Raw genomic sequence first — 24,771 nt, 5'->3', positions numbered from 1 at the left:
CATGTTTATGTAGTACTGGCATTTTAAATACTAACGCTTCATAAACTTGTTGATGATGATTAAAGATAAAAATTTGGGGTTAATGTTCTTCCGCCAGTATTACATAAACATGCATGTTGTAAGCAGTCCATTCAACCAAAGCCATTGATACCAAATTTTAAAATTGTCATTTTAGCTAAACTGACCTTGAACTGAAAGAAACACTGTCCTCCATCTGCAACAACGAATACTTCTGTTTTCCACCTGTTTCTCCAGTACTCGGTAATTGTGTCGCAAAAGCAGTTAACATAAACAAATTTTTCTCCTCTACCGTTGCTCGCCGCAAATAGTTGCTTTCTGTAGTTGTACTTGTCTAATTCAATACTTCGGTTCTTTTCCTCTGGTGCTAAATTGTTATTATAAGTCGCGACCGCAACAATTAAAAGGCTGTCAATAATTTTAATATCGTTGTTAGTTAGAAAAGCTGGTTTGTACGTAGTGTCAAACGGATGAAACCACTTTGGGCTTTTAGCAAGTGAGATGATAGTAGTCTTAGATGTGTCTACTTGAAGAACCTCCTCAACATTCGCCTGTCCATAAAGAAAGTTTGTTAAACTAGTGATGATTGTCAAGAAGCCAATATGTATGCGAGGTGTCATGTTGGATTGCTTACAACGTTCACGGCTTCATGCAGGTGCGGCATTCACCCCATTTCCGTTTAGGCCGACGTTGATTTGAAATTAATGTTCAAGTTAATTGCTTTTGCTCAACAGATAACCTTCCGCCCGAACCGAAGATGAATAAAATACCACTGCCGATTGCTATCTCTTCCGCCGCGCTTGCATGAAACCGCATGTTAGTGGCATGTGCTATGTTAATCATCATGTTTGATGTGTTCTACCAACTTAACCCTCCGCTTGCTGTCAAGCCACAACCGAAGGTCATGAGAGTGATACCCATCTCCCATACCCATGTCATAAAACCACACTTGTGTTGTGTCACCTCCAAAGCTTGGAGTACCTAAGACTTCTTTGACTTCGCTTGTATCTTTACCAATCAACATTCTACTTTTTATAATGTCATGTGCCATTCTAAATCGTCCTTCTCTGTCTTTTAACCATTGTTGCCTATTAAAGTCTTTGCGAGTTTCAAATGGAAGTCCAAATATAAACAGCACAACCAATAAAGTATAAACAACAGGTGTAACAAAAAGAGTAGCAATCCATGTTGCTACAATTCTTTTCTTGTAAATAGTGTAACGCTTTCTAAAGAACCACTTCCAAAAGGAAAACGTCGGCACACCAATTATTAAAAGGAAAAAATAAACCTCAATGCTTAATCCGAATACAACAGGTATGTGTAGAAAAATAAGGCTCATGAAGTTTGTCAATATGAAATTGATACTGTCAGCGTCGCATTGCCACTAACGTTGGACGTATTTGTGCAGGTGAGGTATTCAGGGAACATTCAGCCCGAACAAATGTCTGGCTAAAGATACTGCTGTTGATGATAAACTAAAAAAGCTTATTAATAAACATTCAGCCGAAACAGCAGCAGAATAATGAACTACAGCTGAAGCTGTCGTCATTCTGCCACACTTGCACAAATACGCATGTTATGTGCCGTTAAGTTCGAGTTTAGACACTCTCATTCCTCCCTTTCCAAGTTCCACTTCATAACCCTCGTCTAAACGCTTATTTATGCCCTCAGAAATATAGAAGGGCTTTAGTCGCTTACTTGTGATAAGCTTCTTCTTAAAACTTCTTACAATCTTAGTTGTCAACTTTCCATGCAGCTCACGTAGTTCGTCATCTGCTATCCATCCAAATTTATAGTACAGTCTACTGGGCGATACTAATTTATCAATTGTACGTCCTATGTCAAATTGAATTATTGGGTCTTTGTAGGTATTGAATAAATATTTACCTGTCATTTCACCTGTGCCCTTCGACAAACATCTCGGTTCAGATTGCCTATTCCTTAACCAAATTATGAGCTTATCTACTTGTTCAATGCTCCTAAAGTCATTGACGGCTTTAGGAACTTCGTCATCAAAAAAAGCTCTGTCAAATATGATGAAATCGCGAGAAGCAAGTAATTCGTTCACTTCATTCAATATTTCATATTCTGTCATGAAGAAGTTTAGCTGCCCCATAAGGTATCTATGAAGTTGGTTTTAATGGCACATAACGTTGGACGTATTGGCGATGGTTTGGTATTCTGTGTTCCTTCCGCCCGTACAACTGTTGATTTATTATTTAATGCTGAAAGTATGAAACAAAAACCAAAGAGAACATTCAGCAGGAACCAAAGACGATTAGCGAACAGCAGGCGACTGATACATCTTCCCGCCCAACTATTGGCAATACGCATGTTGGTGGCAGTCAATAGGAAGGCTTGATCAATCCTGTCTTCGTACTGTCAAAATAATTCGCTGATGGAAAAATATCGTCTTCAGTGAATGGCAGTCTATCAACACCCGCTGAAAACAAAAAGTATTTGTTTTCCACACGCTGGTAATAAAATCGCCACCATTTTCTCCACCCTCACGTTGCGATATTGGGTCGTATATCTGCACCATTTCATTCTTGTTGGTTAGCTCTTGAAGACTGTCTGGATATTGTGCATTCTCAGTTTTGTAGAACTCTATGCTTTTAATAAGTTCGTCCATTTTTGGTTGTGAGAAAACAGCAAAGTCTTCGCGAAACGTCGTGCTGTATTCAAAGTAATAAATCATAGAAGAATAGATTACAACAGTAAAAAGCAATGCTGCTGAACCAATAAGGATGAGTTTTCTATCCTTGTACTTGAAAATACCTAACACAATTAATCCAAGTCCAACAAAACCCCCGATTAGTGGAATAAGTCCAAACCAACCGCGACTATACAAATGTTTACCTGGAGAAGAACCAACTCTCATAATTAATAGCTGTGATGTTTAGGGTTTTCCGATTGCCACCAACGTCGAACATGTTTATGTAGTACTGGCATTTGAAATACCGTCGCTCCATAAACTTGTTGATGATGATTAAAGATAGAAAAGATTGGTTTTATGTCCTTCCGCCAGTATTACATAAACATGCATGTTGTAGGCAGCTTTTCTTTCACCCGAACCGTTTGTAATTTTTTGTCCAATAAGCCTCTATGAAGCCCCACTTATTGTCCTTGTATTGCTCTATTATTCCTATCGGCTTTTTCTCCATAAGCGTCTTCTTGTTTCCTTGTACCCTGTGAATATAAACACCGTCTTTTACATCTCTGTTCTCACACTCATAGCCTGCTATGTTGCCAATCCTAATTGCTTTATAGTTGTCTATATAAAACAAGTCGCTGTCCCAATTCATATCAGCACAACCGCTACGATGGTAGGAAAAATAATACTTTGTTCCTCCTAATGGTTTTGGGTCAGGAAAATCCGAGAACTTCTCAACCAATTTGAAATTCTTTGTTGACTTATCGAATAGAAGCAGGTCTTGAATTGCAGGCACATTACTCATGTAGTGAATTCTGATGTCTTTCAATCCGTCACCACTGAAGTCGTCAAATTCAAAGTTAGCATGAAGGTCACCAAGTTTTAATATAGTGTCAGCCCTGGTGTTTAGCACATATAGAGTGTCGTTTGTTTTATATAAAGCTTTGTACGTCTCTCCAAAGATTATGGCAGTGTCCACATGCAAAAGTGTTGTATCAATTTGGTCTGTGTCAGCCGTTTTGGCATGAGTAACAGTTGCTGTCTTGCTGTCATTGCAACTTGTCAACAAAAGAAGTAGAAGAATAGTAGTGATGACTGTTCTCATAAAGTTGCCTACAACGTAGAACATGTTTATGTAGTGCTGGTATTTGAAATACCGATGCTTCATAAAATGGTTGATGATGATTAAAGATAAGGAGTATCGATTTATGTTCTGCCGCCAGTATTACATAAACATGCATGTTAGGCGTGGTTTATTTCCCGATAAGGCTGATTATCTTTTTGTTTAAACTGTCCCCTTGGTAATATAAGTCATTAGCTCTTATTACTATACCATGGTAGTAGTTAAAGAGCACTCTAAGGTCTTCAGGTTCTTTACTTTCCTTTTTGTAAAACCTCAAATCGTAAAATCCTGTATTGATATTTTGCCTGTCCATATTTCTAAACTTAGGAGCTTGACCAAGCAAAGCTGAAATACTATCTATGACTTCAGGAGAAGTGATTGTATAGTTCTGCTGAGATTTACTAATAACGATACTGTCAATTCTTTCACCTTCCAATATGCCTGCATCGATACCTTTTTGTGGTTTAAGCCAGATATACAGCATAAAGAAAACGAAGACAACTAATGAAAAGCCAAAAAATTTATACTTCAATGATTAAGGTTAAGAATTTGGTTTAAAAATCACGCCTAACGTTAGACGTATTTGTGCAGGGGTGGTGTTCAAGGAACACCAGCCCGAACAAATGCCTGGTTAAAGATACTGCTGTTGATGATTACTTACTACAGCTAAATAGATATTCTTCCGCCGAAACTGAAGCAGAGTAATGAACTACAGCCGAAGCTGTCAACATTCAGCCACACTTGCACAAATACGATTGTTGCAAGCAGTATTGTTTAAGTCAAGGTGATTTCCAATTCAGGTGTTCCTACTTCTTTGTTCATAGCATTGAAGGTTTTAAAAACTTCAGTTCTTCTTTTATTCAGTGTGTCTGATATACCAAGCTTTCCATCATTTGGAATACGAATGAAGTCTTGTCCTTGTATTATTTCTCCTTGTGCAAGTTGCAGAGTTGTATAGTCTCTTATCTCTTGCAACATTTTGATTATTTCTTTAGCGCCGTCTCTTAGGGATGCACTTGAAAAGTTTTCTGAACTGAAAGAGCTTCCAATTAGCGTGTTCTGCCGGTCGTACAGCTTACCGGTAATGAAAGCTTGTTGACTATCTGATATGGCTTGAATAAAATTGCCACAATCATTCTCACAATTAAACCGTGTTGTAAATGCTGGTCGAAATAAAGATTTATAGAGCAATGATATTATGTGAACGTCTCTGTTGTATAAATTTAAACTTTTAAGAACTTCAGTATAATATAAGTAGGCAATTTCCGTATGTCTACTTATTTCTTCTTCGATAGTCTCCCAAAACCAAATTTCAACTTGAAACTTACTTTGCTTATGTCTGTCGTCATTAACATCGATTAGGTGATTTTGCAGATTGGCGTCTCTAAATGTGGTAGTCGAAATAATAAATTTGTCAAGGTTTATTTTGAAAGCTTCAGCGTTTAAAATTTCACTATCGATTGTAGTTTTGGTGATTTCAGTCGTTAATTTCTTTGTTGTTGCAGAGGAACGCTTTTTATATTTGCATTGAACCCCTATTGACCTATACTGTTTATCTCGCCCCCAAATGTCAACTCCATTTTGGCTTTGACCTTCTCTTCCGTATTTGTCAAAATCACCTTCAATCTTATATTTAGCTACGTCAAGAATTAGGTTTTCAAAGTCTTGCCAATTTCTTGGGGGATAATATGTCTTAGGTATTGTTTGCATAATATAGTTTTGGTAGTGTATGAATAATATTGCTTGCAACGTTACACATGTTTATGTAGTACTGGTATTTGAAATACTGTTGCTTCATAAACTTGCGGATGATGAATGAAGATAGAAAAGATTGGTTTATGTTCTTCGGCCAGTATTACATAAACATGCATGTTGTGTGCAGTATTTACGACCGTCACGGTCTATAATTTCCGTTTAATGTCCCCCGATAAACTATTGTATCATCTACTTTCCCGCCTTTAAAGAAAATGTAGTCAAGGGAATTTGCAGCTTTAAACATGGAATCCCCTGGCTCAATTCCGTCAGTTGGAGCACTGAATGGAAGGTCAAAGTCAGTACCATTTGAAAATATAACAGTATAGTTTTTATCTGTCTCTTTTTTGAACATTCTCGAAATACTACCTTTTACTTCTCTTTTTCGTAAGTCTTCAATTTCTTTTTGTGTAACCTTTCCAACAGTCATGAACCATATAAAGACTATCACGATAAATAAGATTAATATGAAACTCTTAGGACTCATAAAGTTTTCAATATTGCACACAACGTTGAACATGTTTATGTAGTACTGGCATTTGAAATACCACAGCTCCATAAACTTGTTGATGATAATTAAAGATAGAAAAGATTGGATTATGTTCTTCCGCCTGTATTACATAAACATGCATGTTGGGCGTAGGCTTTCTACCACTCTGCGTGAAAGTTTAATAATTCATAGGGGATTTTTCTTTTTATAAAGATATAGTCCCACCGATTTTTTGCGTGAACAAAAAGTGTGTCACCTCTAAATTGGAAAGTTTCCGAAACCACTCCAATTGCTCCCCCTCCTGAAACTTGTGTTATCAAATCTCCTTTTATTTTGCCATCTTGACTATATAGAACACCTCTCCAACCTGTGAAAGTAGGGTCGAACATTTCCTTACTTAGTATCTGCTTTTCTCTGTCTAAATGAAATAGGCTGAAACACCCATTTCCATAAAATCTATAAGCTGCGTAAGTAGTTCTTGGGTCTTGATTATTCAGTCTTGATAGAACATTTATGGGTTTATCACCAACATAAAAAGAGGTATTATACTCCTCATAAATAACCGAAGTGTCAATTTGAATTAAGATTGATTTGTCAAAGTATATTCTGTTTTTATAGACCTTCGGATTTGTTGCTGCTCTTTGATACCCATTTTTTAATATAGTTGTCTGAATACAAGCAGTCAATAAAAAAAGAGGGAGAATAATTTTAATAGTCTTCAATGTTTCAAGGCATTTATGTATAGTCAGTTAAGCTTACGCCCAACGTTGAACATGTCTATGTAGTACTGATATTTGAAATACTAATGCTTCATAAACTTGTTGATGATGATTAAAGATAGAAAAGATTAGTTTGTGTTCTTCCGCCAGTATTACATAAACATGAATGTTGTGCGCCGCTTTAGTCTCCAAACGTTGACCATAGTGATGTTGTGCTGCACTTCCATTCTTTTATATATACAAAAGGTTCTGAATGGTTTGCCAAGTTAAACCTCTTGTTAAGATAAGTATGTAAAGCCTTGTCTAACTTTATTCTCCGCCTATACTCAGCTAAACATGACAAGTCCTTAATGTACAAAAATATTTGCTCTTGATAATTCATTGAACTGTCAGCTACCAAGTAACAAACGATGAAGGTGGTGCTATCAATTTCTCTTTTATACAACTTCATCAAGTCTTCAAAGCTTCTGATTGACAGATTTTTTTCATCAAAAAATACTTGAATAGGAAAGGGTTCTTTCGTCCTCGAGAAGAAACGATAATAACCTTTTGAAGTATCCTCATAATTCTTGTCAATAACCCTTTCAAAACAGATAGTGCTGTCATAATCATAAAGCTGTATAACCTTTCTTTCTTGCAATTGTGCAATTCCTTTGGCAGATAGAAATGACAGACAAACAAAAAGGATAAATCTAAATATGGCTGTCGTGAATTTCATTGGTTATAAGATGCTGTAGAAGACTGTTTCCATAAGTGGCGCACAACGTCAAAAGGCTTGCCGAAGTAGCGGAATTTGAAATACAACTGCTTGGCTGTCCTCTCTCGATTAATTATTGGTTTGTGGTTGATTTTAGTACTTAGCCGCTATTTTGGCAAACCTGTGTTATGCGCCTCTCGTTAAGACAAATCGAACATCTTTTCTCAAGCTATATTTCCCGGTAATGTATCATGTCACCATGTCCCCAAAAGTTAAACCCATTGTCTTCCTATAAATATCTGGCAATTCCACCGCTTTGTTATAGTCAACTTTTCCAAACGTCAAGACTTTAAGTAGCCAAGTGAATAATACAATAGGAAGGCTTATAAGCTGGAGGAGAGCTATGCTTGAATTAAACTGTTCACCTTCACTTAAAAAGTGTTGTGTAACATCAAATCCACTTGCATCGAGATTATAAACGGTTACGAACTTTTCTATCAACTCGTACGTATCATCACCCGCAATTTGCAGGTCTTCCTCAATATCCTTTTTCACCGAAGTAATTTCTCCAGCAGTTTCTTGTTCCAGAAACAATTTTACTTCTTGGTATGCTTTACGCAACTCCTTAAACTCTATTTGATAGATTGACTGTTCCATAAGCGGCGCATAACGTATGTATTGTCGATTGTTCGCAATGTATTAAAAAATATTGTTAGTCAGAGTTTCAATTACTTATGATGGTTTATGCAATGATTTTGTAGTTGCGACAATACAACTAGCCAACCTTATAATAGCTCCTTAATATCTTCTATTGGACTTAAAATATGCAGCAGGTCTTTGTTGGTAACGTGAAGATAACGCAAGGTTGTTTTTATGTTACCATGCCCTAAAAGCTTTTGTATAAGTACAACGTCTGTTCCCTTATCAAGCAAATGAGTAGCAAAACTGTGTCGTAACATGTGCATGCTTCCAGCCGCTCTTACTCCAGCCCGCTCTTTTGCAGCCTGTATGATAGCTTCAAGGCTTCGTACACTATAGCGACTGCCTGCAACACCACCTTCAAAAAGATACAATGCCGGCTTGTATTGCTTATAATATTCACGCAGCATAACCAGCAGTGCAGGACTTAAACTTACCACCCTGTCTTTTTTGCCTTTGCCCCGCTTTACCCACAACAACCTTCTTTTACCATCAATATCACCAGCTTGCAAACCTGTTATCTCACTCACTCGTAATCCGCAACCATAAGCAAGCATGATCATTGTTCTATGCTTAAGATTAGTGATGGCCCTTATGATAGCGGCTATATCTTCTTTGCTTACCACCTTTGGAAGTTGCACTGGCTTTTTTGGCCGCGGCACTTCAAAGAAAAACTTCTCTCGTCCAAGCACCTGCTCAAAATAAAATTTCAAAGCATTAATACGGCTGTGAAGAGTATTTTCTGAAAGCCCCTGTTGTACACAGTACAAAAAATAACGCCGCAAGTCTCCAGGCTTCAACTCCTGTACAGGAATTTCTCCTAGCTTTTGTAGAAGTTGTGCAAATTCATTCCTGTACGTTTTTATAGTGCTGGGGCTATAAGCTTTCATCTGCAGAAATCCGGTAAAGTGTTGCAGTTCTTCCTGGTTGCAAGCTGCTATACATATTAAAGCAGACTTACAGGTTTGTACTACTGGCTCCACCAATACAGCCTCACTTACTGGTGCTACTTCAACCATCATATTAGCAGGTATCTTGCATCTCGCTCTGTTTTCAGCCGTATCCGGTATATGCCACCTTCACCCCGTAGGATTGAAAAACTTCCGAAGGCGGTTTCTCAAATAAATCTTCCCGTTGCCAGATTTCAGGTACTTTTCTCTCCGCGTTTCATCTTGTTGATCAATACATCCTTCAAAGTAAATCAATCTTAAGGGACGTCTGAATTGTGTAGAAGGAACTTTACCTTCATTATGTAATTCTAGTCGCTTTCTCAGGTCAGATGTATAACCTGTATACAATAGGTTATCTTTTTCACTAAGTAAAACGTACACGTAGTAGTACATATCAATCAATTCAACGGGGTAAAGGTCTTGCTCCATCGGGCACCCGGCACTTTTTTGATCCTCTCTACCCATTCTGCATTGAAAGGAAACATTACCAATATTCTTGATTGGTAACGATGTAAAATAAGCCGGCAGGTTACAAGCATAAAATCAATTTATAGCTTCGCTTACCTCACTTACATCTTCTTCACCAACACAATATAAAGCTTTGACTATCAAATAAAAAATGCAGAATGCACCGATTCCTTCACCTCAGGGAGGTTTTCATCCCATTTGTCAGTACCGGGAGCATAAACCTGTGGTAAAAACCATAATTCTTTTCCTGCCCTCATGTAAACCTGCCTATAGTTTTCTTCGTCTCCCCTGTTGGTCTTGGTTTGGTTTGGTCCGGTAATTACCGGACTAAATACGAAGAAAGAGTGGAGAAGTCAAGAGGAAAAGGAAGAGGTGATTTATGATTGAAGATTGCAGATTTAAGATTGATAAAGTACGAGATATGAAGTACGATTTACAATTTCTGATTTCTAATTTCTGATTTTGGGATGTCGGATTTGTGGCCGGGCGTGGGTTCTTTTTTGACTTTTTAATTTTGAACTTTTTGAACCACAACGACACGACGACACAACGATGCACAACGGTTTCCATTTTGCATTTTACATTTTTCATTTCCTCCCCTTTTGACTTTTGAATTTTGACTTTTGAATTTTTAGCCACTAAGGCGCAATGACACAAAGAGGCACATAGGGAGATTGCAGATTTCTGATTTATGGATGTCGGATTTGGAAGGCGAAGAAGGAGGCTGGAGTACCAAGAACAATTGAAGTACGATATACGAAGAACGAGGTCAAATTGAAGATTTAAAATTGAAGATTTTAGATTGGTAATGCAGGAATGTCAGTAGTAAGAAATTCGCAAATACTTGAACAGCTACAACCGATCCATGAATGCTTTTGCTTTTTGCTTTTTGCTTTATACTTTTTGCTTTTTGCTTTTTGCTTTTTGCTTTTTATTTTACATTTTACATTTTTCATTTGCACCTTTCATTTTACATTCCTCCCCTCCATTTGGCATAATTCCTTTACCTGCCTTAGAAAAAAACATGAGGTGGCGGTATGATGTAAAAACAGAATTGGCACTTGCCTTTTTACCTACAATTACAGTGGTGCTTGTGTTATTGCTAATCGAATCATTTTCGCACCAGCGCCTACTGTTTGCATCACTGGCATCCAGCGCGTTTCTTATTTACCTGGATCCACGGCACGAGATGAACAATATAAAGACGCTAAGCATTTCGCAGACAAGTGCTGCCCTGCTAGGCTTTGTTGTTTACCTGGCAGCAGGGTCTGGTTATGATTCCGCTGCTATAGCCATGATCTTGTCCATAGCTGTAATGATTTTCCTAAAGGCGATGCATCCTCCCGCTGTTTCTACTGCACTATCTTTTGCATTTCGCGAGGCCGATGGAAGCAACTTGCTGTTGTTCCTGACTGCACTATCGCTGCTGGTGGTGCTGATTGTACTGCAGCGTATTTCCATTTGGCTCATACGAAAAGAAGCTCCCAAAATAGAGGACAAAATAGAATGAAGTGTGGCGTTACTATCGCTACCTATTCTTCAGCATTTAGCTGCCTTTCTTCTTTTACTATGATAGCGGGCTTACCCTCGTGACTGGTTATTCTTCCTACTACGCAAAAACGTTTGTTCAGCATCTTCTTTTCAGGATCTACAGAAAAACGCTTCAGGTCGTTTTGCGGGAATACAAGCGTGAGGTAGTGGTTTGGATAATCTGGTCCTACCCATAAGCGGACAGGCGCGTTCTTATTTACGTTTACATACCTGCCGTAATTAACCCGATCGCACACTGTAACACGCTTTCCCTGGTAATCTTTAGCCTGTGCTGCAGTAATGGTATCTGCATCTTTAAACTTTGGCCGCACCTGGGCATTAGTAGAATTTGCAACGAACAGAAGGAGAAGAATATTTAGAATTAGGAGTTTCATAGACTGCACTTTTATGTAGGCGCTTCAATTTCTAAGCCATGGAAGGAAGCAAAAGCGGAGGTACCGGGTATGGGGTATGAGGTATGGGGTATGGAGTTAAGATATCAGCCATCAGATGTCAGCTTGCAGCTTTGATGCATTGGATATGAGGTATCGGGTATCACTTTAAACCTTAGACATCAAACCTTAAACTTTAAACATAAACCTTAGACATCAAACCTTAAACTTTAGACCTTAAACCTTCACCCCCACACATAGTCTTACTAAAGGATCAGGTTTTACACTTCCAGGCTTGCCACTTCAGCAGGCAAATAAACTGGCACCAGCACTACATCCAGAAAGGGTCATAGGCTGGTGTTATCTATTTTAGAAGTTCCATCTCCTCAATTTCTACCACCTCCTTCATATTACAATTTAATGATGAAGGTTTTGCATACTGGTTATATTTGCCAACCTTTTCATCCAAACCTTTGCCATTTCTTTATTTACACAATACAGGCTGGCCAACATGTAACTCATGAGCAAGTACAGGATAAGAACCCTATTGGTGCTATTGTTTTTAATAATTTTCCTGCAACAGTATGCACAGCCTGTATTTCCCGGCAACCTGTCACCACTTCGGCCACACAAACAAACCTCTTGCGCTACCGATGTTTTTATTACAGCAGCCAGGGATGGTATTGCTTACCAACAACAGGAAAGCAGGATGAATGACCTTATCCGTTCGTACAGGCAGGTGAATGATACGGGCATATTGACACTACCAGTGGTAGTACACATCGTGCAGGATGATCCTTATTTGATTACTGACCAAACCATTGCCGATGCCATTAGCGACCTGAACGACGCTTACAGCAAGTCAGGTGCATATGCAGCCAGTACAGGTGTTGATACCAGGATCAGGTTTTGCCTGGCAAAGAAAGACCCGGAAGGGGGCGTCACCAATGGCATCACCCGTACTACTTCGTATTATGGTCACGATCTAAACCCGGTGATAGAAGATGCGAGACTAAAAAACCTTGTGCAATGGCCGCCGGATCAATACATCAATATCTGGTTTATAAAAAATATGCGGCTCGACCTGGTGCCACGATTTGAATGTGGCAAATGGATAAGAACCATCTCACAAGGTTACGCTACCATGCCTCCCGGCGGCACACCACTCGATGGAATTGTTGTAGCTGGATTTGGTTATTTACTGGCGCACGAGATGGGTCACTACCTGGGCCTTTACCATACTTGGGAAGGACTGAACTGCAGGAACAATGACTGCACCCAAGATGGAGACAGAGTTTGTGATACGCCACCTGATGCATCGCTGTCAGCTGCGGCCTCTTGCAATTCTCCATTCAACTCATGTAGCACAGATACGCTCAGTGGATTTACTGCTGATGTTCCTGATATGATCAACAACTTCATGGACTATGGCAACGAGAGCTGCCAGAACAGTTTTACCCAGGGGCAGAAGGACAGGATGCGCGCTGCTATTAATACCATGCGTCCTGGATTACTGCAGGACAAATGCACACCGCCTTGTTCGGCTACTGTACAGGCAAATTTCACCCGCGACAACCATTATCCCCTACCGGGCAGCACCATCAACTTTACCAATACATCTACAGGGGCTAATACTTTTGAATGGCTTTTAAATGGCACTGTAGTATCTACCAGTGCTAACTACACTACATCTTTTGCAGCACCCGGAAAATACAAGGTTACGCTTAAGGCATTTAATGGTAGCTGCTATTCCACCTATACACATTACGTGATCGTGAATTGTGGTGTTGCTGCCAGGTTTTATACCGATAGAAGAGAGCTGGCTGCAAAGGCACCTGTATATGTTGACAGTGTACAATTTTTCAACACATCGGTAAATGCCACCAGCTATACCTGGTATATGCGCAGCAGTACAGGCATGCCCAACCAGGTAGTTAGCACAGCGGCTAATTTCAAATATGTGTTTACCCAGCCTGGAAATTATTTTGTTCGCTTGATTGCTACCAACGGCAGCTGTTCAGATACCACCAGCATATTTACCATAGAGGTTATGGATCCTACTCCCGACGGTGCCGTATATGTATCGCAGGCAGAATGTGTACAGGAAACAAAAGTGCGGGTAAGCTTTGCCCTCTGCAACTTTGGATACGCTCCTATTGCTCCCGGTGTACCCATTAGTTTTTATGACAACGATCCACGTCTACCGAATGCCAATAAAATAGACACCACCATTTATTTGAAAGACACTTTACAAGGACATTGCTGTGCGCCGCTTTACCATCATGTGTTGAATGTTGGGTATAAAAAACTGGATAGAGTGTTTGTTGTTTTTAATGATGCAGGCAATAACCTGCCTGTTGTGCTTCCAAATACCAATCTCATAGAATTGACCTATGGCAACAACTTTGGAACGATCAGCAACTTTGCTTTTAAAGTAAATGCAACACCTGCTACATCCATACTTGAATGGGGCGATACTGTACAACTACATGCACAAGCTTCGCCGGGCATAGTAACCGGTTATACATGGAGCACACCCCGCGATCTAAGCTGTACCAATTGCCAGTCACCTGTATTGATAGCAGATTCGTCCATCATCAAAACAGTAGTTGCTACCAGCAGGCAAGGTTGTACAGATACGGCTGTTGTAGATATACAAGTACCACCATACAATGATTTTTCTGCCAGGATAACTGCTGTTGAATGCACCTCTGTTGATAGTTTATTTGTGCGCTTTATATTGTACAATGCCTTCAAACGAGGAGTACTTCCCAAAGGCTTACCTATCTCTTTTTACAACGGAAATCCACGAACGGGCACTGCTGTTTTGCTACCGCCTGTATTTACATTAACGGATACAGTAAGAGCAAAAGAGTCCACGTTTGAAACTTTTATTAAGGGCATGAACACAGGTCGCATTTATGCGGTTGTAAACGACAGCGGCAGGGGTGTTCCTGTTGCTTTGCCTAATACAATCCTATTGGAAAAGTCGTACGCCAATAACATCTCGGACACGCTTTACCAACCAGAGGTACTGGTGGTGCAGCCTGCCGATACTACAGTTATTCGTAAACAACCTGTTCCACTAAACCTGCTTTCAACTATCTACAATCCCTTATCAACCGCATGGATCACTAGCAATAACTCATTGCTGAATTGCCTTACCTGCATATCGCCAGTTGTTATACCTTATGAAACATCTGTGGTGAAGGTGCGTACAGAAAACCGGTTTGGCTGTATGTTGCAAGGAAGCGCGCAGGTGAAAGTTTACCCGCCTGATTTCACAGTTACCATACTTGATACAAAATGCTATACCAACACAGCTGCATTAGTCACCATCAACATCTGTATGAACAATGCATACGACACTACCTGGGCAGGAATACCGGTATCTTTTTATGATGGAGACCCTGCAAACGCAGGCACAAGACTATTATCACCTGTTTTTTATACGCCTCAATTAGCTGCAGGCAACTGCAACACGTACACCTTCCGCATAACAGCGCCTACTACAGGCAAACTATATGCAGTTGTAAATGATAAAGGCACCAACAGGCAACAAGTACCTGCTGTGGCATATGCAGAAACAGATATAACCAACAACACTGTGGATGTATCCTACACTCCATTCCAGGTGTCGATTGATCCTGCAGATACCACCATACAACGTCTTACACCTGTACAACTTACACCTATAGCTGTGGGAGGCATTATAAGTTCTTATGCATGGGATCCTTCTCCTTTTATATCGTGCACCAGTTGCGCTACTCCTGTTGTAACACCTGAATACTCTTCACAGTTTCGTGTATTTGTACGCAACGAATATGCATGTACAGATACAGCAATGGCAATAGTACGAACCAGTGCATCAACGCATGTATTTGTTCCGGATGCATTTACACCTAATGGCGATCGCAAGAACGATGTACTGTATGTACTGGCCGGGCAGGATGTGGTTACCATCAAAAACTTTGGTATCTACAACCGGTGGGGGCAGCAGGTTTTCCAGGTACAGAATGTGCCACCCAATACACCTGCACATGGATGGACAGGCCTGGTTAATGGAAAGGAGGCAGCAACAGGCACTTATGTTTACATGCTTACGATTGGCTTACGCAACGGCAGCCAGGAAAACCTGAAAGGAACCATTGTTCTGATAAGGTAAATATAACTGCACCGGCAGCTCATCATATTGCTATTGCTGTTTATCTTTAGAAAGATGCACCAGCTTGTTTACAGCATAAAAAAAGCAGTATGAAAAGAACCACATCGCGCCGCACTTTCTTGTCCGATACATCATGGATAGTAGGTGGAAGCCTGCTACTACCGGGATTACTTACAGCACACCAGAGCTGCGCTCAACAAGAAAGCAAGAAACTAGGAATAGCACTGGTAGGATTGGGCAGTTATTCAGCCAACCAATTAGCACCTGCTCTACAGGAAACGAAGGACTGTTACCTGGCCGGAATTGTCACGGGCACACCTTCTAAAGAAGAGGAATGGGCAAAGAAGTACAACATACCGCAAAAGAATATTTACAACTACCAGAACTTTGACAGCATTGCCAATAACAAAGACATAGACATTGTATACGTGGTATTGCCGATAGCCATGCACAAAGAGTTTACCATAAGAGCGGCGCAGGCAGGCAAACATGTGATATGCGAAAAACCTATGGCACTGAACGCTGCTGAATGCCAGCAGATGATCGATGCTTGTAAAAAAGCAAATAGGATGTTGTCGATCGGTTATCGCTTACACTTTGAGCCGTACAACCAGGAGATGATGCGTCTTGGCCAGCAAAAGGTATATGGCGCTGTAAAAACAATTGACACAGCCAATGGCTTTACCTATGGTGGAGATCCTAATGCATGGAGATTGAAGAAAGCATTGGCAGGTGGTGGGGGATTGATGGATATGGGAGTGTATTGCGTACAGGGCGCCAGGTATACTGTAGGAGAAGAACCTATCTATGTAACGGCAAGGGAAGAGAAGACAAGGCCCGAGCTTTTTAAAGAAGTTGATGAAACGGTTTACTTCGACCTGGAATTTCCCGGTGGCACTATTGCGCATGGTATCTCCAGCTACAACAAGAGCTTTAGCTATCTAAAAGCAAAAGCAGAAAGAGGTTGGTTTGACCTGACACGCGCATTTCCTTACCGTGGATTAGAAGGTGCCACCATTGATGGTCCAATGAAATTTGATGCACATGTAAACCAGCAGGCAAGGCAGATGGATGACTTTGCACAATGCGTAAAGTACAACAAGCCTACCCGTGTACCAGGTGAAGAAGGAATGAAAGACATGAAGGTGATAGATGCCATTTACCGGAGCATAGCAAGTGGGAAGAGGGAGAAGGTGTAGGGGTCAGTTGATTAGTTGATCAGTTGACAAGTTGTTACGTGTTCCTGGTTTCTTGTTCCTGGTTCTGATCTTGGGGAGTGGTGAGTAGTGAATTATCCCTTCAAGCAACAACACAATATTTATCAATCAATATCTACTATTCATTATTCACTACTCACCATTCACATTCACCATTCACTCTTCACAATTTACATTCAACTCACTACTCACCATTCACCATTCACTACTCATCACTAATCTCCAATCACTAATCTCCAATCACTAATCTCTAATCCCTCCCCTACACCGCTATAGCTCCAGATTGGTAAACATTTGCCACTGCTTCAAAGTAACGCTGCAGGGCGTGCTCAAGCGTTGGCAGCTTTATTCCTTTCTCACTTTTCAAAACACTGTAGTTGGGCCTCTTTGCTTTCAACCCGAGTTTATTCAATGGTTTTCCTACAACTAACGATTGATCACATCCAGCCATTATAGCTACTTGGCGAGCAAGGTCAGCCCAGGTTGTTTCGCCATCATTGGTAATATGAAATATTCCAGATTGATCATCGAGTAGCAGGTCCAGTGTTTCATTCACCAGGTCGGGAACATAGGTAGCTGCTATATGCACATCATTTGCTGCTACTACTTTTCTTCCTTCTTTCAAGTCTGCAAGTGTAGTAGTAACGAAATTGAAGTTATCCCACGGGCTAAAGAAGCTGCTGGTTCTTATGATCAGCGCATTCTCATTTACCTGTGTGATCTTTTCTTCCATCATAGCCTTGCTCCTGCCATACACGTTCAGTGGGTTCACAGAATCACTCTCTACATAAGGCTCGTCTTTAGCTCCATCAAATACAAGATCAGAAGAGAAGTTCACCAGTTTGATAGAATACTTTTTGCACAACTCAGCCAGTATAACAGGACCATTACAATTTGCCTCCATACAACTTTCATGTGCCTGTTCTGCCTCATCAACGCGTACATAACCGGCGGCATTCACAATCGCCCACGGATGTAATTCCTGTATCACCTGCTCTATGGTTGCAGCATCCGTTATATCTACATCTGCGCGGCTAAGCAGCATGTGGTGGATATTTCTCTCCAGGCATAATTTACTAAAGGCAGCGCCCAATGTGCCCGACTTACCCAATACCAATACTGGCTGGCACTTGGGCTTGTTCTTCCTGCTTTTCATAGGTATTACATTGGCAGGATAAACAGGCCGTGTATCACGTTTCCACCAACCCTCTGTTTCCAGCACCGGATGGTAGTAAACCTTACGCCGGGTAAGCACCTGTATCAATCTGGCCAATGCCGTCGGCCTTGGGCAACCTGTGCTTACATTGAACACACCGGGCTCATAAGTACCCCATGGTTCGGTGACCAGTTTATTCCATCCATGCAGTCCAAAGATGGCCCACGCAGTAAGTGCTCTTATATCTACACCTTCAGCTTTCAGATCATTTACTGTTTCCCACATTTCATTGAACCAGCGCATCTGTTCTTCGCGGGTGCTATGCAGGTGACATTCAGTAATAGCAAGTGGTAATTGTAAATGTTCATAAGCTTCGCGCAATAAAACATAAGGCCCACTCTCTTCCTTTAGCGGCACAAGCACTGTATGTATATCAGCATACTGGTGTTGATGATTTCCACCATGAAACTCTACAGGATACTTGCTCATATCCTCATCCAGGTAACGCTCGGAAGTGAGGTAATAATTGAAGCCACATACATAAGGAATACAGTAGTTATCGCGGAAGTACAATAGCTCCTCTGCAGTAAGTCCAACCTCCTGCGTAAGAAAGTTCCACATTGGATGTTGCTCATCTACGCGGCCACATAGCAGGTCGTACGATATCCAACGACGCTGGTTCTCAAAATCCGCCTGGTACTTAAGCAATGGTGTGCTGTAAACTTTTGCAAGATCCTCTGTCTGCACAAGCTTTGCATCCGGGTTTATTTCCCGTATCACGCGCATAGCCATCACGGTGGCTTTTAGCTCGCTTAAGAGTATCTTATAAAAACTGTAATTATCTTTTTTGTGCGGGTACCAGTGGCCGTACAGGCCGCAGAAGCGCGCAGTGGTAAGCGGTTCATTAACCGGCGTGTAGTATTCAAGCCATGGAAATTTTTCAGCCACCAATCTTGCATAATTGGCTACACCTTCCTCAAAACTTCCATCAAAAAAATTAACCCATGCCGGCCCGCTACCATGATGTACCAATCCAGCTATGGGTTCTACATTGAGTTCCTTCAACCGCGTCAGGCTGCGCTCTACAAACGACCAATCTATAACCGTATCTTTTTGTGGCTGGTGCTTTTCCCAAAGCACGGGGTATCGCAACATTTTAATTCCTAACGAAGCTATCAGGTCTATATCACCTGGCCTGTTGTAATGACCGGAATATTCTGACTGATCGTGGTAGGCATCTCCTACTCTATTAATTGTTCCTTCTAATCCACCCCAGATTTCAATTTCATTTTCGGCAAGCATAAAAATCATTTTTGTTATCAAATCCGAGCTAATCTCTTTGCTCATTTATATAAGCTTTCGATGCCGCTAAAACAGCTTAACATCTAAAGCTTGTAGTTATCCTTTCTTTTCTGACCGTTATTTTTAATCGAATACTTGTTTAATGAAGGGCAAAAAACTATGCCTTTTTGTAAAACCATTTTTTAAGCACCAGCTGGCAGTACATAATAAGTAGATGATTGAACCGTAGAAGAAACTTTAGCTATTGAATGGTAAGGATTTATGAATGTGCTGGGTCGGTAAAAAAATAGATACTAACCAATGCAACTTATTTAAGAAGCCATTAAAGCAACACGTAAAATATTGATTTAGTTGGGGAATGCGGTACTCAGCAAAAGCATCATCTTATTTGGTTACTGCAACAAGAATGAGATATACACTTATAAACATCAAACATTTTTATGCTCCTGTAAAAGATAGGAATGCAATTGTCGAAAAGTTTCTTACACAGGTTTTAGTTCAAGAAATTATAGCATGTTGCTGGTACTATTTTTTAAACATAATTCTAATTAAAATATTCCTCTAATCTTAAAGTCGCATTTGTATGACCACTACCACTGCTGTATGGAAACCCTCCGCCGAACCTACTTCTTATCCATCCCTTACACAAGATATAACTGTAGATGTAGCCATTATTGGAGGTGGCATTACAGGTATCACTGCTGCATATTTATTAGCAAAGGCAGGTAAGAAAGTGGCAGTATTGGAATCCCGGAGTGTAGGCCAGGGTTCAACAGGACATTCTACCGGTAATCTTTATGCGCCTGTTGGTAGCGAAGGTATGCATACCGTAAAGCAGAAGTGGAATACAGAGGTATTACAACAGGTAGTTCAGTCACGAGCTGCTGCTGTCAACTTTATAGAAGAGAATGTGAGAACACATGGGATTGATTGTGATTTTGTACGTGTACCATGGTGTTTATTTTCAGAACCAGGTGGCAATACGCCTTATGTAGAAATGGAAAGAAGTATGGCCGAGAAGGCAGGGCTGGAGATTGTAAATGGCGTTCCTTTCCCTATGAATATAGAAGCGGGTTTTACTATTCCGAACCAGGCTCAATTTAACCCACTACAATACACGGTTGGCTTGGCCAAAGCCATAGACACTGCCAATTGCCAGGTATACGAGCACACAAAGGTGCTGAAGGTAAATGATGGTGATCCATGCACATTGGAAACAACCGGCGGCACAGTTACAGCGTCCAAAGTGATCATGGCGACACATACGCCTAAAGGGGTTTACCTGGTGCATACTTCGCTGGAGGTTTACCGCGAATATGCAGTGGCGGTTACACTAAATGGTGAATACCCGCAGCCCGGTATCTTCTGGGATATGATAGGTACAGAACATTATTCGATGCGTACTTATGATTCGGAAGCAGGGAAAGTTTTGCTGGTACTTGGAGAAAGCCATAAAACCGGTTTAAAAGAAAATAATGAAGAATGCCTGCAGAAGCTGGAGACATTCCTTCGGAAAAAATTTGATGTTGCATCTGTTGCCTACCGTTGGGCTGCACAGCAATACAAGCCGGGCGATGGCATACCACATATAGGTGTTAGCACCGGCAATACCAATACATATATAGCAACTGGTTTTGCAGCCGATGGTCTCACTTATGGCACTCTAGCGGCAATGATACTTTCAGATGAGATACTGGGTAGAGACAACCAGTGGAGCCAGACTTATAGAGCAGGAAGAATAACGCCTGTTGCATCATTCACAAGGTTTGTAAAAGAAAATGCTACCGTAGGTTATGAGCTGGTAAAAGACTGGATAGCTAAAAAGGATGCAGACAGCTTTGCCGAGGTGCAACCTAATGATGGCAAGGTGATGGAGGTAAATAACAAACGCTGTGCAGTACATCGCGATGAAAGTGGCGAGCTGCATGTAGTTTCAGCAGTGTGCCCACACATGGGCTGTATTGTTCACTGGAACAAAAGCGAAAAAACCTGGGATTGTCCTTGCCACGGCAGCCGTTTCCAACCAGATGGAGAACTGATAGAAGGCCCGGCTATTAATGGGTTGGCACCGGTGGAGGTTAAGGAGGAGGAGAATTGAGAATGATGAATGATGAGTTATGAATGAAGAGTTATGAAATATGTTGAATTTTGAATTTTGATTTTTGACTTGTACTTGTCATGCCGACGAAGGAGGCATCCCCTTTAGAAGTTGTTGGTAGCTTGTTTCTAGTTGCTAGTAAGATCCCCAATGGTGTCATGCCGACAAAGGAGGCATCTCATAAGAAACTAAAACTCTCTAGTCATAGAGGATCCTTCGTACCTCGGGATGACACAAATTCTTGTCATGCCGACGAAGGAGGATCAAAGAATTAAAGAGATTTTTATTAAAGAGGACCCCTCCTACGTCGGGGTGACAAAAAGTGCTTGTGATGCCGACGAAGGAGGCATCCCCTGTAGAAGTTGTTGGTTCCTGATTTCTAGTTGCTAGTTAGCTTCCCATGGTGTCAAGCCGACGAAGGAGGCATCTCATAAGATCCTAAAGTCTAAAATTCATTGGGGTATCCCTCGTACCTCGGGATGACACCAACATCAGCATCTACTTTCCAACAACTAATACCTAACATCCAACATCTAACATCTTTCATGGGATCCCTCGTACCTCGGGATGACACCAACATCAGCATCTACTTTCCAACAACTAACATCTAGCATCTAACATCTTTTATGGGATCCCGCAAACCTCGGGATGACATCATGTTTTATGGCTTTTGATTTTTACTTTTTGCTTTTTGCCTTTTGAATTTTGCCTTTTGACTTCCCATATTCCCTACGTCGTCCTGATCATATCCACTGCTTTCTCTTCTGCTACAGCCTGGTTAGCTTTGAAGCGGATAACGCGGCTACCTATCAATAAGATGGTAAGGCTGGTGACTGCACAGCCGGCCATCACACCTGTCATAGGTAATGCAGTATGGTTGCTAAGCATGCTTACCAGTGCAGACATCGTTGCACCAATGGCCATTTGTATACTTCCCAGCAAAGCAGAAGCACTACCGGCAGTTTTAGAAAATGGTGCCAGTGAAAGTGCAGAAGTATTAGGGAATGTAAAACCCTGGGAACATAAGAAGATAAAGATCAAAAAGATGGTGCTGAATACTTCCAGCCAACCAAGCCAGGTAAAGACAAATAAGACCAGTCCAATAGATGCCTGGCAGAACAAGGCCACTTTTACAATGGCCTGGCTGGTGAAGTTGCGCAGCAGCACGCTGTTTACCTGGCTCGATCCGATAAGCCCTAATGCAATGAGTGCAAAGATCCATCCGTACTGTTTTTCGCTTACGCGAAATATCTCCATGAATACATAAGGCGAGCCAGAGATATAAGCATATAAACCTGCTGATGCAATGGAGCCTGTTAGTGCATACGTATAAAACTGCGGCTCTTTCAATACATCCCTAAACCTGCGCAGTATTACAGGCGGCGCTAGCGAAAGCGTTTTATCTGCTTTCCTTCCCTCAGGTAAAAAGAAGTGAACTGCTACCAGGTTGAACACTCCCATTAGTGTCAGCACAACAAATACCCAATGCCAACCCAGCGATGCAGTAACATAACCACCCAGCGTAGGAGCAATGATGGGTGATACACCAATTACAAGCATGAGCAACGAGAAAACTTTGGCATTCTCTTCTACAGGAAAAATGTCACGCACTAAAGCACGCGATGCTACCATGCCCACACATCCACCTAATGCCTGGAACAAACGCAGTACGATCAATGCATCTGCGCTTGTAGCAACGGCACAACCAATGGATGCCGCAATGTATAATGAAAGGCCAAAGTACAATGGTCGCTTGCGCCCATACCTATCTAGTAATGGGCCATATAATAATTGACCTAATGATATACCTATAAAAAAGCTGGAAAGCGAAAGCGATATATGTGCAACAGTGGTATTGAGATCGGAAGCTATGGCGGGAAAACCCGGCAGGTACATGTCTATGGAAAAAGGTCCGATAGCAGACATCATCCCGAGTATCATTACAATGAAAAACTTCTTGTTCCGCATTAGCGATTTTTCTTTAAAAGCATGCCACTGTTGTTTTCAATTAATTTTAAATTTAGCAACAACAGTACATACCGGAAATTCTGGCAAAGCAATCGCTAGCTACAACATTAACTATTGTACCGGTGGAGTAGCTACCACCTTTCTTTGCAACCGCAGGATAAGCAGACACATATCTAATAAGATTAGCACCGAAATAATCAAATCACCGCTTCTACTTCCTGCTGACGTATTACTACAACTTTCGCCATGCGCATTTGGCTTTTCTTCTTTTTCCTTTTACCCCACCAGATATAAAAACCTGTAACTGGCAAAGAAGCTGCAATTAAGCTGGCGCAAAACATCAAGATTTTACCTGGCAAACCAAGGATAGCTCCTGTATGGATATCGTAGTTCATTCGTATGATCTTATCAGCAGTAACGGCATCTTTATATCTCCCAAAAACATGGTTAACTGGTAATTCTTCCATTGTATACTGGTCAAAATAACGGTAGTCTGTCTGCCAATAAGTCTCCCTGTCAGGATTTGCATTAGCAGCTATGGGTGATAGCGGCGTTTCTGCATCATGCACTTCTATGATCTCTGCAGTGGGATATTCCTTCTTCATCTTATGCCATACAACATCCATAACCGGTAAACCTCCAAGATCAATTGAAGGTTTGGTAGTATCAGAGAAAGGTTCTGCATATTCTAATTGCTTCTCACCTCCTGCTATGCCATGTACCGATTTAGCAAACCATTGAAAGCCCATTACCAAACCTGTACATGCAAGTATGATGGCTATCCATGTCATATAAAACCCGAGCACGTTGTGCAGGTCATAGTTTCTTCTCTTCCATGTAGCACCCCACTTAATGGTAAACCGCTGCTTGCGTGCTGCTTTATTGCGCGGCCACCAAAGTATTAACCCAGTGATCATAAGTATCACAAAAACCAAAGTAGCGGAAGCAACAATAGGTTGACCTATATGCTCTGGTAGCCACAGGTAATAATGACCCATGGTTACAACACGGAAGAAGTCCTTATCCATGTCCTTTACTTTCAGCACCTGCCCATCGTAAGGATTTACGTAAACAACATGGTAGTAAGACTCTGGCTCAAACTGGAAGAAGATAACCTGCGCTGCATGTGTTTTACCATCATAAAGTACAGCATGAAGATGTTTACCGGGAAGCTGTGCTTTACCAATGCCTTTTAATACAGAAGGCGCTAACATCTCAGCATTTCGTTCTTCTACAAAACGATACGGTTGCGTTGCATTTTCAATCTCTCTTTGAAAAGAAAGTATGCAACCTGTTATTCCCAAAAATAAAACCACTAGCCCGGACGCAAGTCCAAGCCAGAGATGAATTTGTATAATGATCTTACGCTTCATG

General features: G+C 41.1%; 22 protein-coding genes. 5 read left to right on the top strand and 17 right to left on the bottom strand.

Annotated features, from left to right (window positions below; genetic code table 11):
* Positions 1 to 131: 131 nt before the first annotated feature.
* From J4N22_RS17505 to J4N22_RS17490, 4 genes are all read right to left on the bottom strand, one after another.
* The gene (locus tag J4N22_RS17505) at positions 132 to 638 is read right to left on the bottom strand and encodes a hypothetical protein (protein ID WP_207496763.1); all 507 of its coding nucleotides are present in this window, start codon (positions 636 to 638) and stop codon (positions 132 to 134) included.
* An 88-nt stretch (positions 639 to 726) separates the two neighbouring features.
* Positions 727 to 864, bottom strand: coding sequence for a hypothetical protein (locus J4N22_RS17500; RefSeq protein ID WP_207496762.1), 138 nt, complete (start codon positions 862 to 864; stop codon positions 727 to 729).
* Positions 854 to 1,357 carry a hypothetical protein gene (locus J4N22_RS17495; protein WP_207496761.1) on the bottom strand — a complete coding sequence of 168 codons (504 nt, stop codon included), beginning with the start codon at positions 1,355 to 1,357 and terminating at the stop codon, positions 854 to 856. The genes J4N22_RS17500 and J4N22_RS17495 overlap by 11 nt, the downstream gene beginning before the upstream one ends.
* 237 nt (positions 1,358 to 1,594) lie before the next feature.
* Entirely contained in the window at positions 1,595 to 2,113 is a 519-nt protein-coding gene (locus tag J4N22_RS17490) for a hypothetical protein (protein ID WP_207496760.1), read from the bottom strand.
* A gap of 30 nt (positions 2,114 to 2,143) precedes the next feature.
* Between J4N22_RS17490 and J4N22_RS17485 the strand changes: the two genes are divergently transcribed.
* Positions 2,144 to 2,380 carry a hypothetical protein gene (locus J4N22_RS17485; RefSeq protein WP_207496759.1) on the top strand — a complete coding sequence of 79 codons (237 nt, stop codon included), beginning with the start codon at positions 2,144 to 2,146 and terminating at the stop codon, positions 2,378 to 2,380.
* Here J4N22_RS17485 and J4N22_RS17480 read toward each other — a convergent pair whose 3' ends face one another.
* The 9 genes from J4N22_RS17480 to J4N22_RS17440 all read right to left on the bottom strand — a co-directional run bounded on the left by J4N22_RS17480 (position 2,381) and on the right by J4N22_RS17440 (position 9,530).
* Positions 2,381 to 2,899: a hypothetical protein gene (locus tag J4N22_RS17480; protein WP_207496758.1), complete on the bottom strand. Its 519-nt coding sequence runs from the start codon at positions 2,897 to 2,899 to the stop codon at positions 2,381 to 2,383.
* A 184-nt stretch (positions 2,900 to 3,083) separates the two neighbouring features.
* Positions 3,084 to 3,650 carry a hypothetical protein gene (locus J4N22_RS17475; RefSeq protein ID WP_207496757.1) on the bottom strand — a complete coding sequence of 189 codons (567 nt, stop codon included), beginning with the start codon at positions 3,648 to 3,650 and terminating at the stop codon, positions 3,084 to 3,086.
* 274 nt (positions 3,651 to 3,924) lie between these two features.
* Positions 3,925 to 4,326 carry a hypothetical protein gene (locus tag J4N22_RS17470; RefSeq protein WP_207496756.1) on the bottom strand — a complete coding sequence of 134 codons (402 nt, stop codon included), beginning with the start codon at positions 4,324 to 4,326 and terminating at the stop codon, positions 3,925 to 3,927.
* A 242-nt stretch (positions 4,327 to 4,568) separates the two neighbouring features.
* Entirely contained in the window at positions 4,569 to 5,504 is a 936-nt protein-coding gene (locus tag J4N22_RS17465) for a hypothetical protein (protein ID WP_207496755.1), read from the bottom strand.
* Positions 5,505 to 5,688: 184 nt separating this feature from the next.
* Positions 5,689 to 6,033, bottom strand: a complete 345-nt coding sequence (locus J4N22_RS17460; protein WP_207496754.1) for a hypothetical protein — start codon at positions 6,031 to 6,033, stop codon at positions 5,689 to 5,691.
* Positions 6,034 to 6,194: 161 nt separating this feature from the next.
* Positions 6,195 to 6,758, bottom strand: a complete 564-nt coding sequence (locus tag J4N22_RS17455) for a hypothetical protein (RefSeq protein ID WP_207496753.1) — start codon at positions 6,756 to 6,758, stop codon at positions 6,195 to 6,197.
* Between the two features lie 943 nt (positions 6,759 to 7,701).
* Complete coding sequence (locus J4N22_RS17450) at positions 7,702 to 8,109, bottom strand: DUF1493 family protein (protein WP_207496752.1); 408 nt, start codon at positions 8,107 to 8,109, stop codon at positions 7,702 to 7,704.
* Positions 8,110 to 8,237: 128 nt separating this feature from the next.
* Positions 8,238 to 9,173, bottom strand: a complete 936-nt coding sequence (locus tag J4N22_RS17445) for a tyrosine-type recombinase/integrase (protein ID WP_207496751.1) — start codon at positions 9,171 to 9,173, stop codon at positions 8,238 to 8,240.
* Positions 9,174 to 9,230: 57 nt separating this feature from the next.
* Complete coding sequence (locus J4N22_RS17440; RefSeq protein ID WP_207496750.1) at positions 9,231 to 9,530, bottom strand: GIY-YIG nuclease family protein; 300 nt, start codon at positions 9,528 to 9,530, stop codon at positions 9,231 to 9,233.
* A gap of 1,063 nt (positions 9,531 to 10,593) precedes the next feature.
* Between J4N22_RS17440 and J4N22_RS17435 the strand changes: the two genes are divergently transcribed.
* Positions 10,594 to 11,079 (top strand): HPP family protein, encoded by a 486-nt coding sequence (locus J4N22_RS17435; protein WP_207496749.1) that lies wholly within the window; start codon positions 10,594 to 10,596, stop codon positions 11,077 to 11,079.
* Positions 11,080 to 11,101: 22 nt separating this feature from the next.
* On the opposite strand, the gene J4N22_RS17430 is transcribed toward J4N22_RS17435, so the two are convergent.
* On the bottom strand, positions 11,102 to 11,494 hold the full coding sequence (locus tag J4N22_RS17430) for a hypothetical protein (RefSeq protein WP_207496748.1): 393 nt from the start codon (positions 11,492 to 11,494) through the stop codon (positions 11,102 to 11,104).
* Between the two features lie 517 nt (positions 11,495 to 12,011).
* Here J4N22_RS17430 and J4N22_RS17425 point away from each other — a divergent pair.
* Together J4N22_RS17425 and J4N22_RS17420 are read left to right on the top strand one after the other, a co-directional pair.
* Positions 12,012 to 15,656: a T9SS type B sorting domain-containing protein gene (locus tag J4N22_RS17425; RefSeq protein ID WP_207496747.1), complete on the top strand. Its 3,645-nt coding sequence runs from the start codon at positions 12,012 to 12,014 to the stop codon at positions 15,654 to 15,656.
* An 89-nt stretch (positions 15,657 to 15,745) separates the two neighbouring features.
* On the top strand, positions 15,746 to 16,855 hold the full coding sequence (locus tag J4N22_RS17420) for a Gfo/Idh/MocA family protein (RefSeq protein WP_207496746.1): 1,110 nt from the start codon (positions 15,746 to 15,748) through the stop codon (positions 16,853 to 16,855).
* Between the two features lie 280 nt (positions 16,856 to 17,135).
* On the opposite strand, the gene J4N22_RS17415 is transcribed toward J4N22_RS17420, so the two are convergent.
* Positions 17,136 to 19,331, bottom strand: coding sequence for a family 1 glycosylhydrolase (locus J4N22_RS17415; RefSeq protein ID WP_207496745.1), 2,196 nt, complete (start codon positions 19,329 to 19,331; stop codon positions 17,136 to 17,138).
* 583 nt (positions 19,332 to 19,914) lie between these two features.
* On the opposite strand from J4N22_RS17415, the gene J4N22_RS17410 reads away from it, so the two are divergent.
* On the top strand, positions 19,915 to 21,429 hold the full coding sequence (locus tag J4N22_RS17410; RefSeq protein ID WP_207496744.1) for an FAD-dependent oxidoreductase: 1,515 nt from the start codon (positions 19,915 to 19,917) through the stop codon (positions 21,427 to 21,429).
* Positions 21,430 to 22,158: 729 nt separating this feature from the next.
* On the opposite strand, the gene J4N22_RS17405 is transcribed toward J4N22_RS17410, so the two are convergent.
* Together J4N22_RS17405 and J4N22_RS17400 are read right to left on the bottom strand one after the other, a co-directional pair.
* Positions 22,159 to 23,397: a multidrug effflux MFS transporter gene (locus J4N22_RS17405; RefSeq protein WP_207496743.1), complete on the bottom strand. Its 1,239-nt coding sequence runs from the start codon at positions 23,395 to 23,397 to the stop codon at positions 22,159 to 22,161.
* A gap of 197 nt (positions 23,398 to 23,594) precedes the next feature.
* On the bottom strand, positions 23,595 to 24,770 hold the full coding sequence (locus tag J4N22_RS17400) for a PepSY-associated TM helix domain-containing protein (RefSeq protein ID WP_207496742.1): 1,176 nt from the start codon (positions 24,768 to 24,770) through the stop codon (positions 23,595 to 23,597).
* Between the last annotated feature and the right edge of the window lies 1 nt (position 24,771).

Origin of the sequence: Aridibaculum aurantiacum, from assembly GCF_017355875.1 — a bacterium.
GTDB classification, from domain to species: Bacteria; Bacteroidota; Bacteroidia; order Chitinophagales; family Chitinophagaceae; genus Segetibacter; species Segetibacter aurantiacus.
Note: the sequence above shows the minus strand (reverse complement) of the source record. Positions and strands in the feature narration are given on the sequence as shown.

Coding starts and splice junctions, on each gene's coding strand:
- J4N22_RS17490 (WP_207496760.1), bottom strand. CDS start 2,113: ATGACAGAATATGAAATATTGAATGAAGTGAACGAATTACTTGCTTCT.
- J4N22_RS17410 (WP_207496744.1), top strand. CDS start 19,915: ATGACCACTACCACTGCTGTATGGAAACCCTCCGCCGAACCTACTTCT.
- J4N22_RS17450 (WP_207496752.1), bottom strand. CDS start 8,109: ATGGAACAGTCAATCTATCAAATAGAGTTTAAGGAGTTGCGTAAAGCA.
- J4N22_RS17420 (WP_207496746.1), top strand. CDS start 15,746: ATGAAAAGAACCACATCGCGCCGCACTTTCTTGTCCGATACATCATGG.
- J4N22_RS17430 (WP_207496748.1), bottom strand. CDS start 11,494: ATGAAACTCCTAATTCTAAATATTCTTCTCCTTCTGTTCGTTGCAAAT.
- J4N22_RS17480 (WP_207496758.1), bottom strand. CDS start 2,899: ATGAGAGTTGGTTCTTCTCCAGGTAAACATTTGTATAGTCGCGGTTGG.
- J4N22_RS17415 (WP_207496745.1), bottom strand. CDS start 19,331: ATGCTTGCCGAAAATGAAATTGAAATCTGGGGTGGATTAGAAGGAACA.
- J4N22_RS17425 (WP_207496747.1), top strand. CDS start 12,012: ATGAGCAAGTACAGGATAAGAACCCTATTGGTGCTATTGTTTTTAATA.
- J4N22_RS17460 (WP_207496754.1), bottom strand. CDS start 6,033: ATGAGTCCTAAGAGTTTCATATTAATCTTATTTATCGTGATAGTCTTT.
- J4N22_RS17500 (WP_207496762.1), bottom strand. CDS start 864: ATGATGATTAACATAGCACATGCCACTAACATGCGGTTTCATGCAAGC.
- J4N22_RS17465 (WP_207496755.1), bottom strand. CDS start 5,504: ATGCAAACAATACCTAAGACATATTATCCCCCAAGAAATTGGCAAGAC.
- J4N22_RS17400 (WP_207496742.1), bottom strand. CDS start 24,770: ATGAAGCGTAAGATCATTATACAAATTCATCTCTGGCTTGGACTTGCG.
- J4N22_RS17505 (WP_207496763.1), bottom strand. CDS start 638: ATGACACCTCGCATACATATTGGCTTCTTGACAATCATCACTAGTTTA.
- J4N22_RS17435 (WP_207496749.1), top strand. CDS start 10,594: ATGAGGTGGCGGTATGATGTAAAAACAGAATTGGCACTTGCCTTTTTA.
- J4N22_RS17445 (WP_207496751.1), bottom strand. CDS start 9,173: ATGATGGTTGAAGTAGCACCAGTAAGTGAGGCTGTATTGGTGGAGCCA.
- J4N22_RS17495 (WP_207496761.1), bottom strand. CDS start 1,357: ATGAGCCTTATTTTTCTACACATACCTGTTGTATTCGGATTAAGCATT.
- J4N22_RS17485 (WP_207496759.1), top strand. CDS start 2,144: ATGAAGTTGGTTTTAATGGCACATAACGTTGGACGTATTGGCGATGGT.
- J4N22_RS17440 (WP_207496750.1), bottom strand. CDS start 9,530: ATGGAGCAAGACCTTTACCCCGTTGAATTGATTGATATGTACTACTAC.
- J4N22_RS17405 (WP_207496743.1), bottom strand. CDS start 23,397: ATGCGGAACAAGAAGTTTTTCATTGTAATGATACTCGGGATGATGTCT.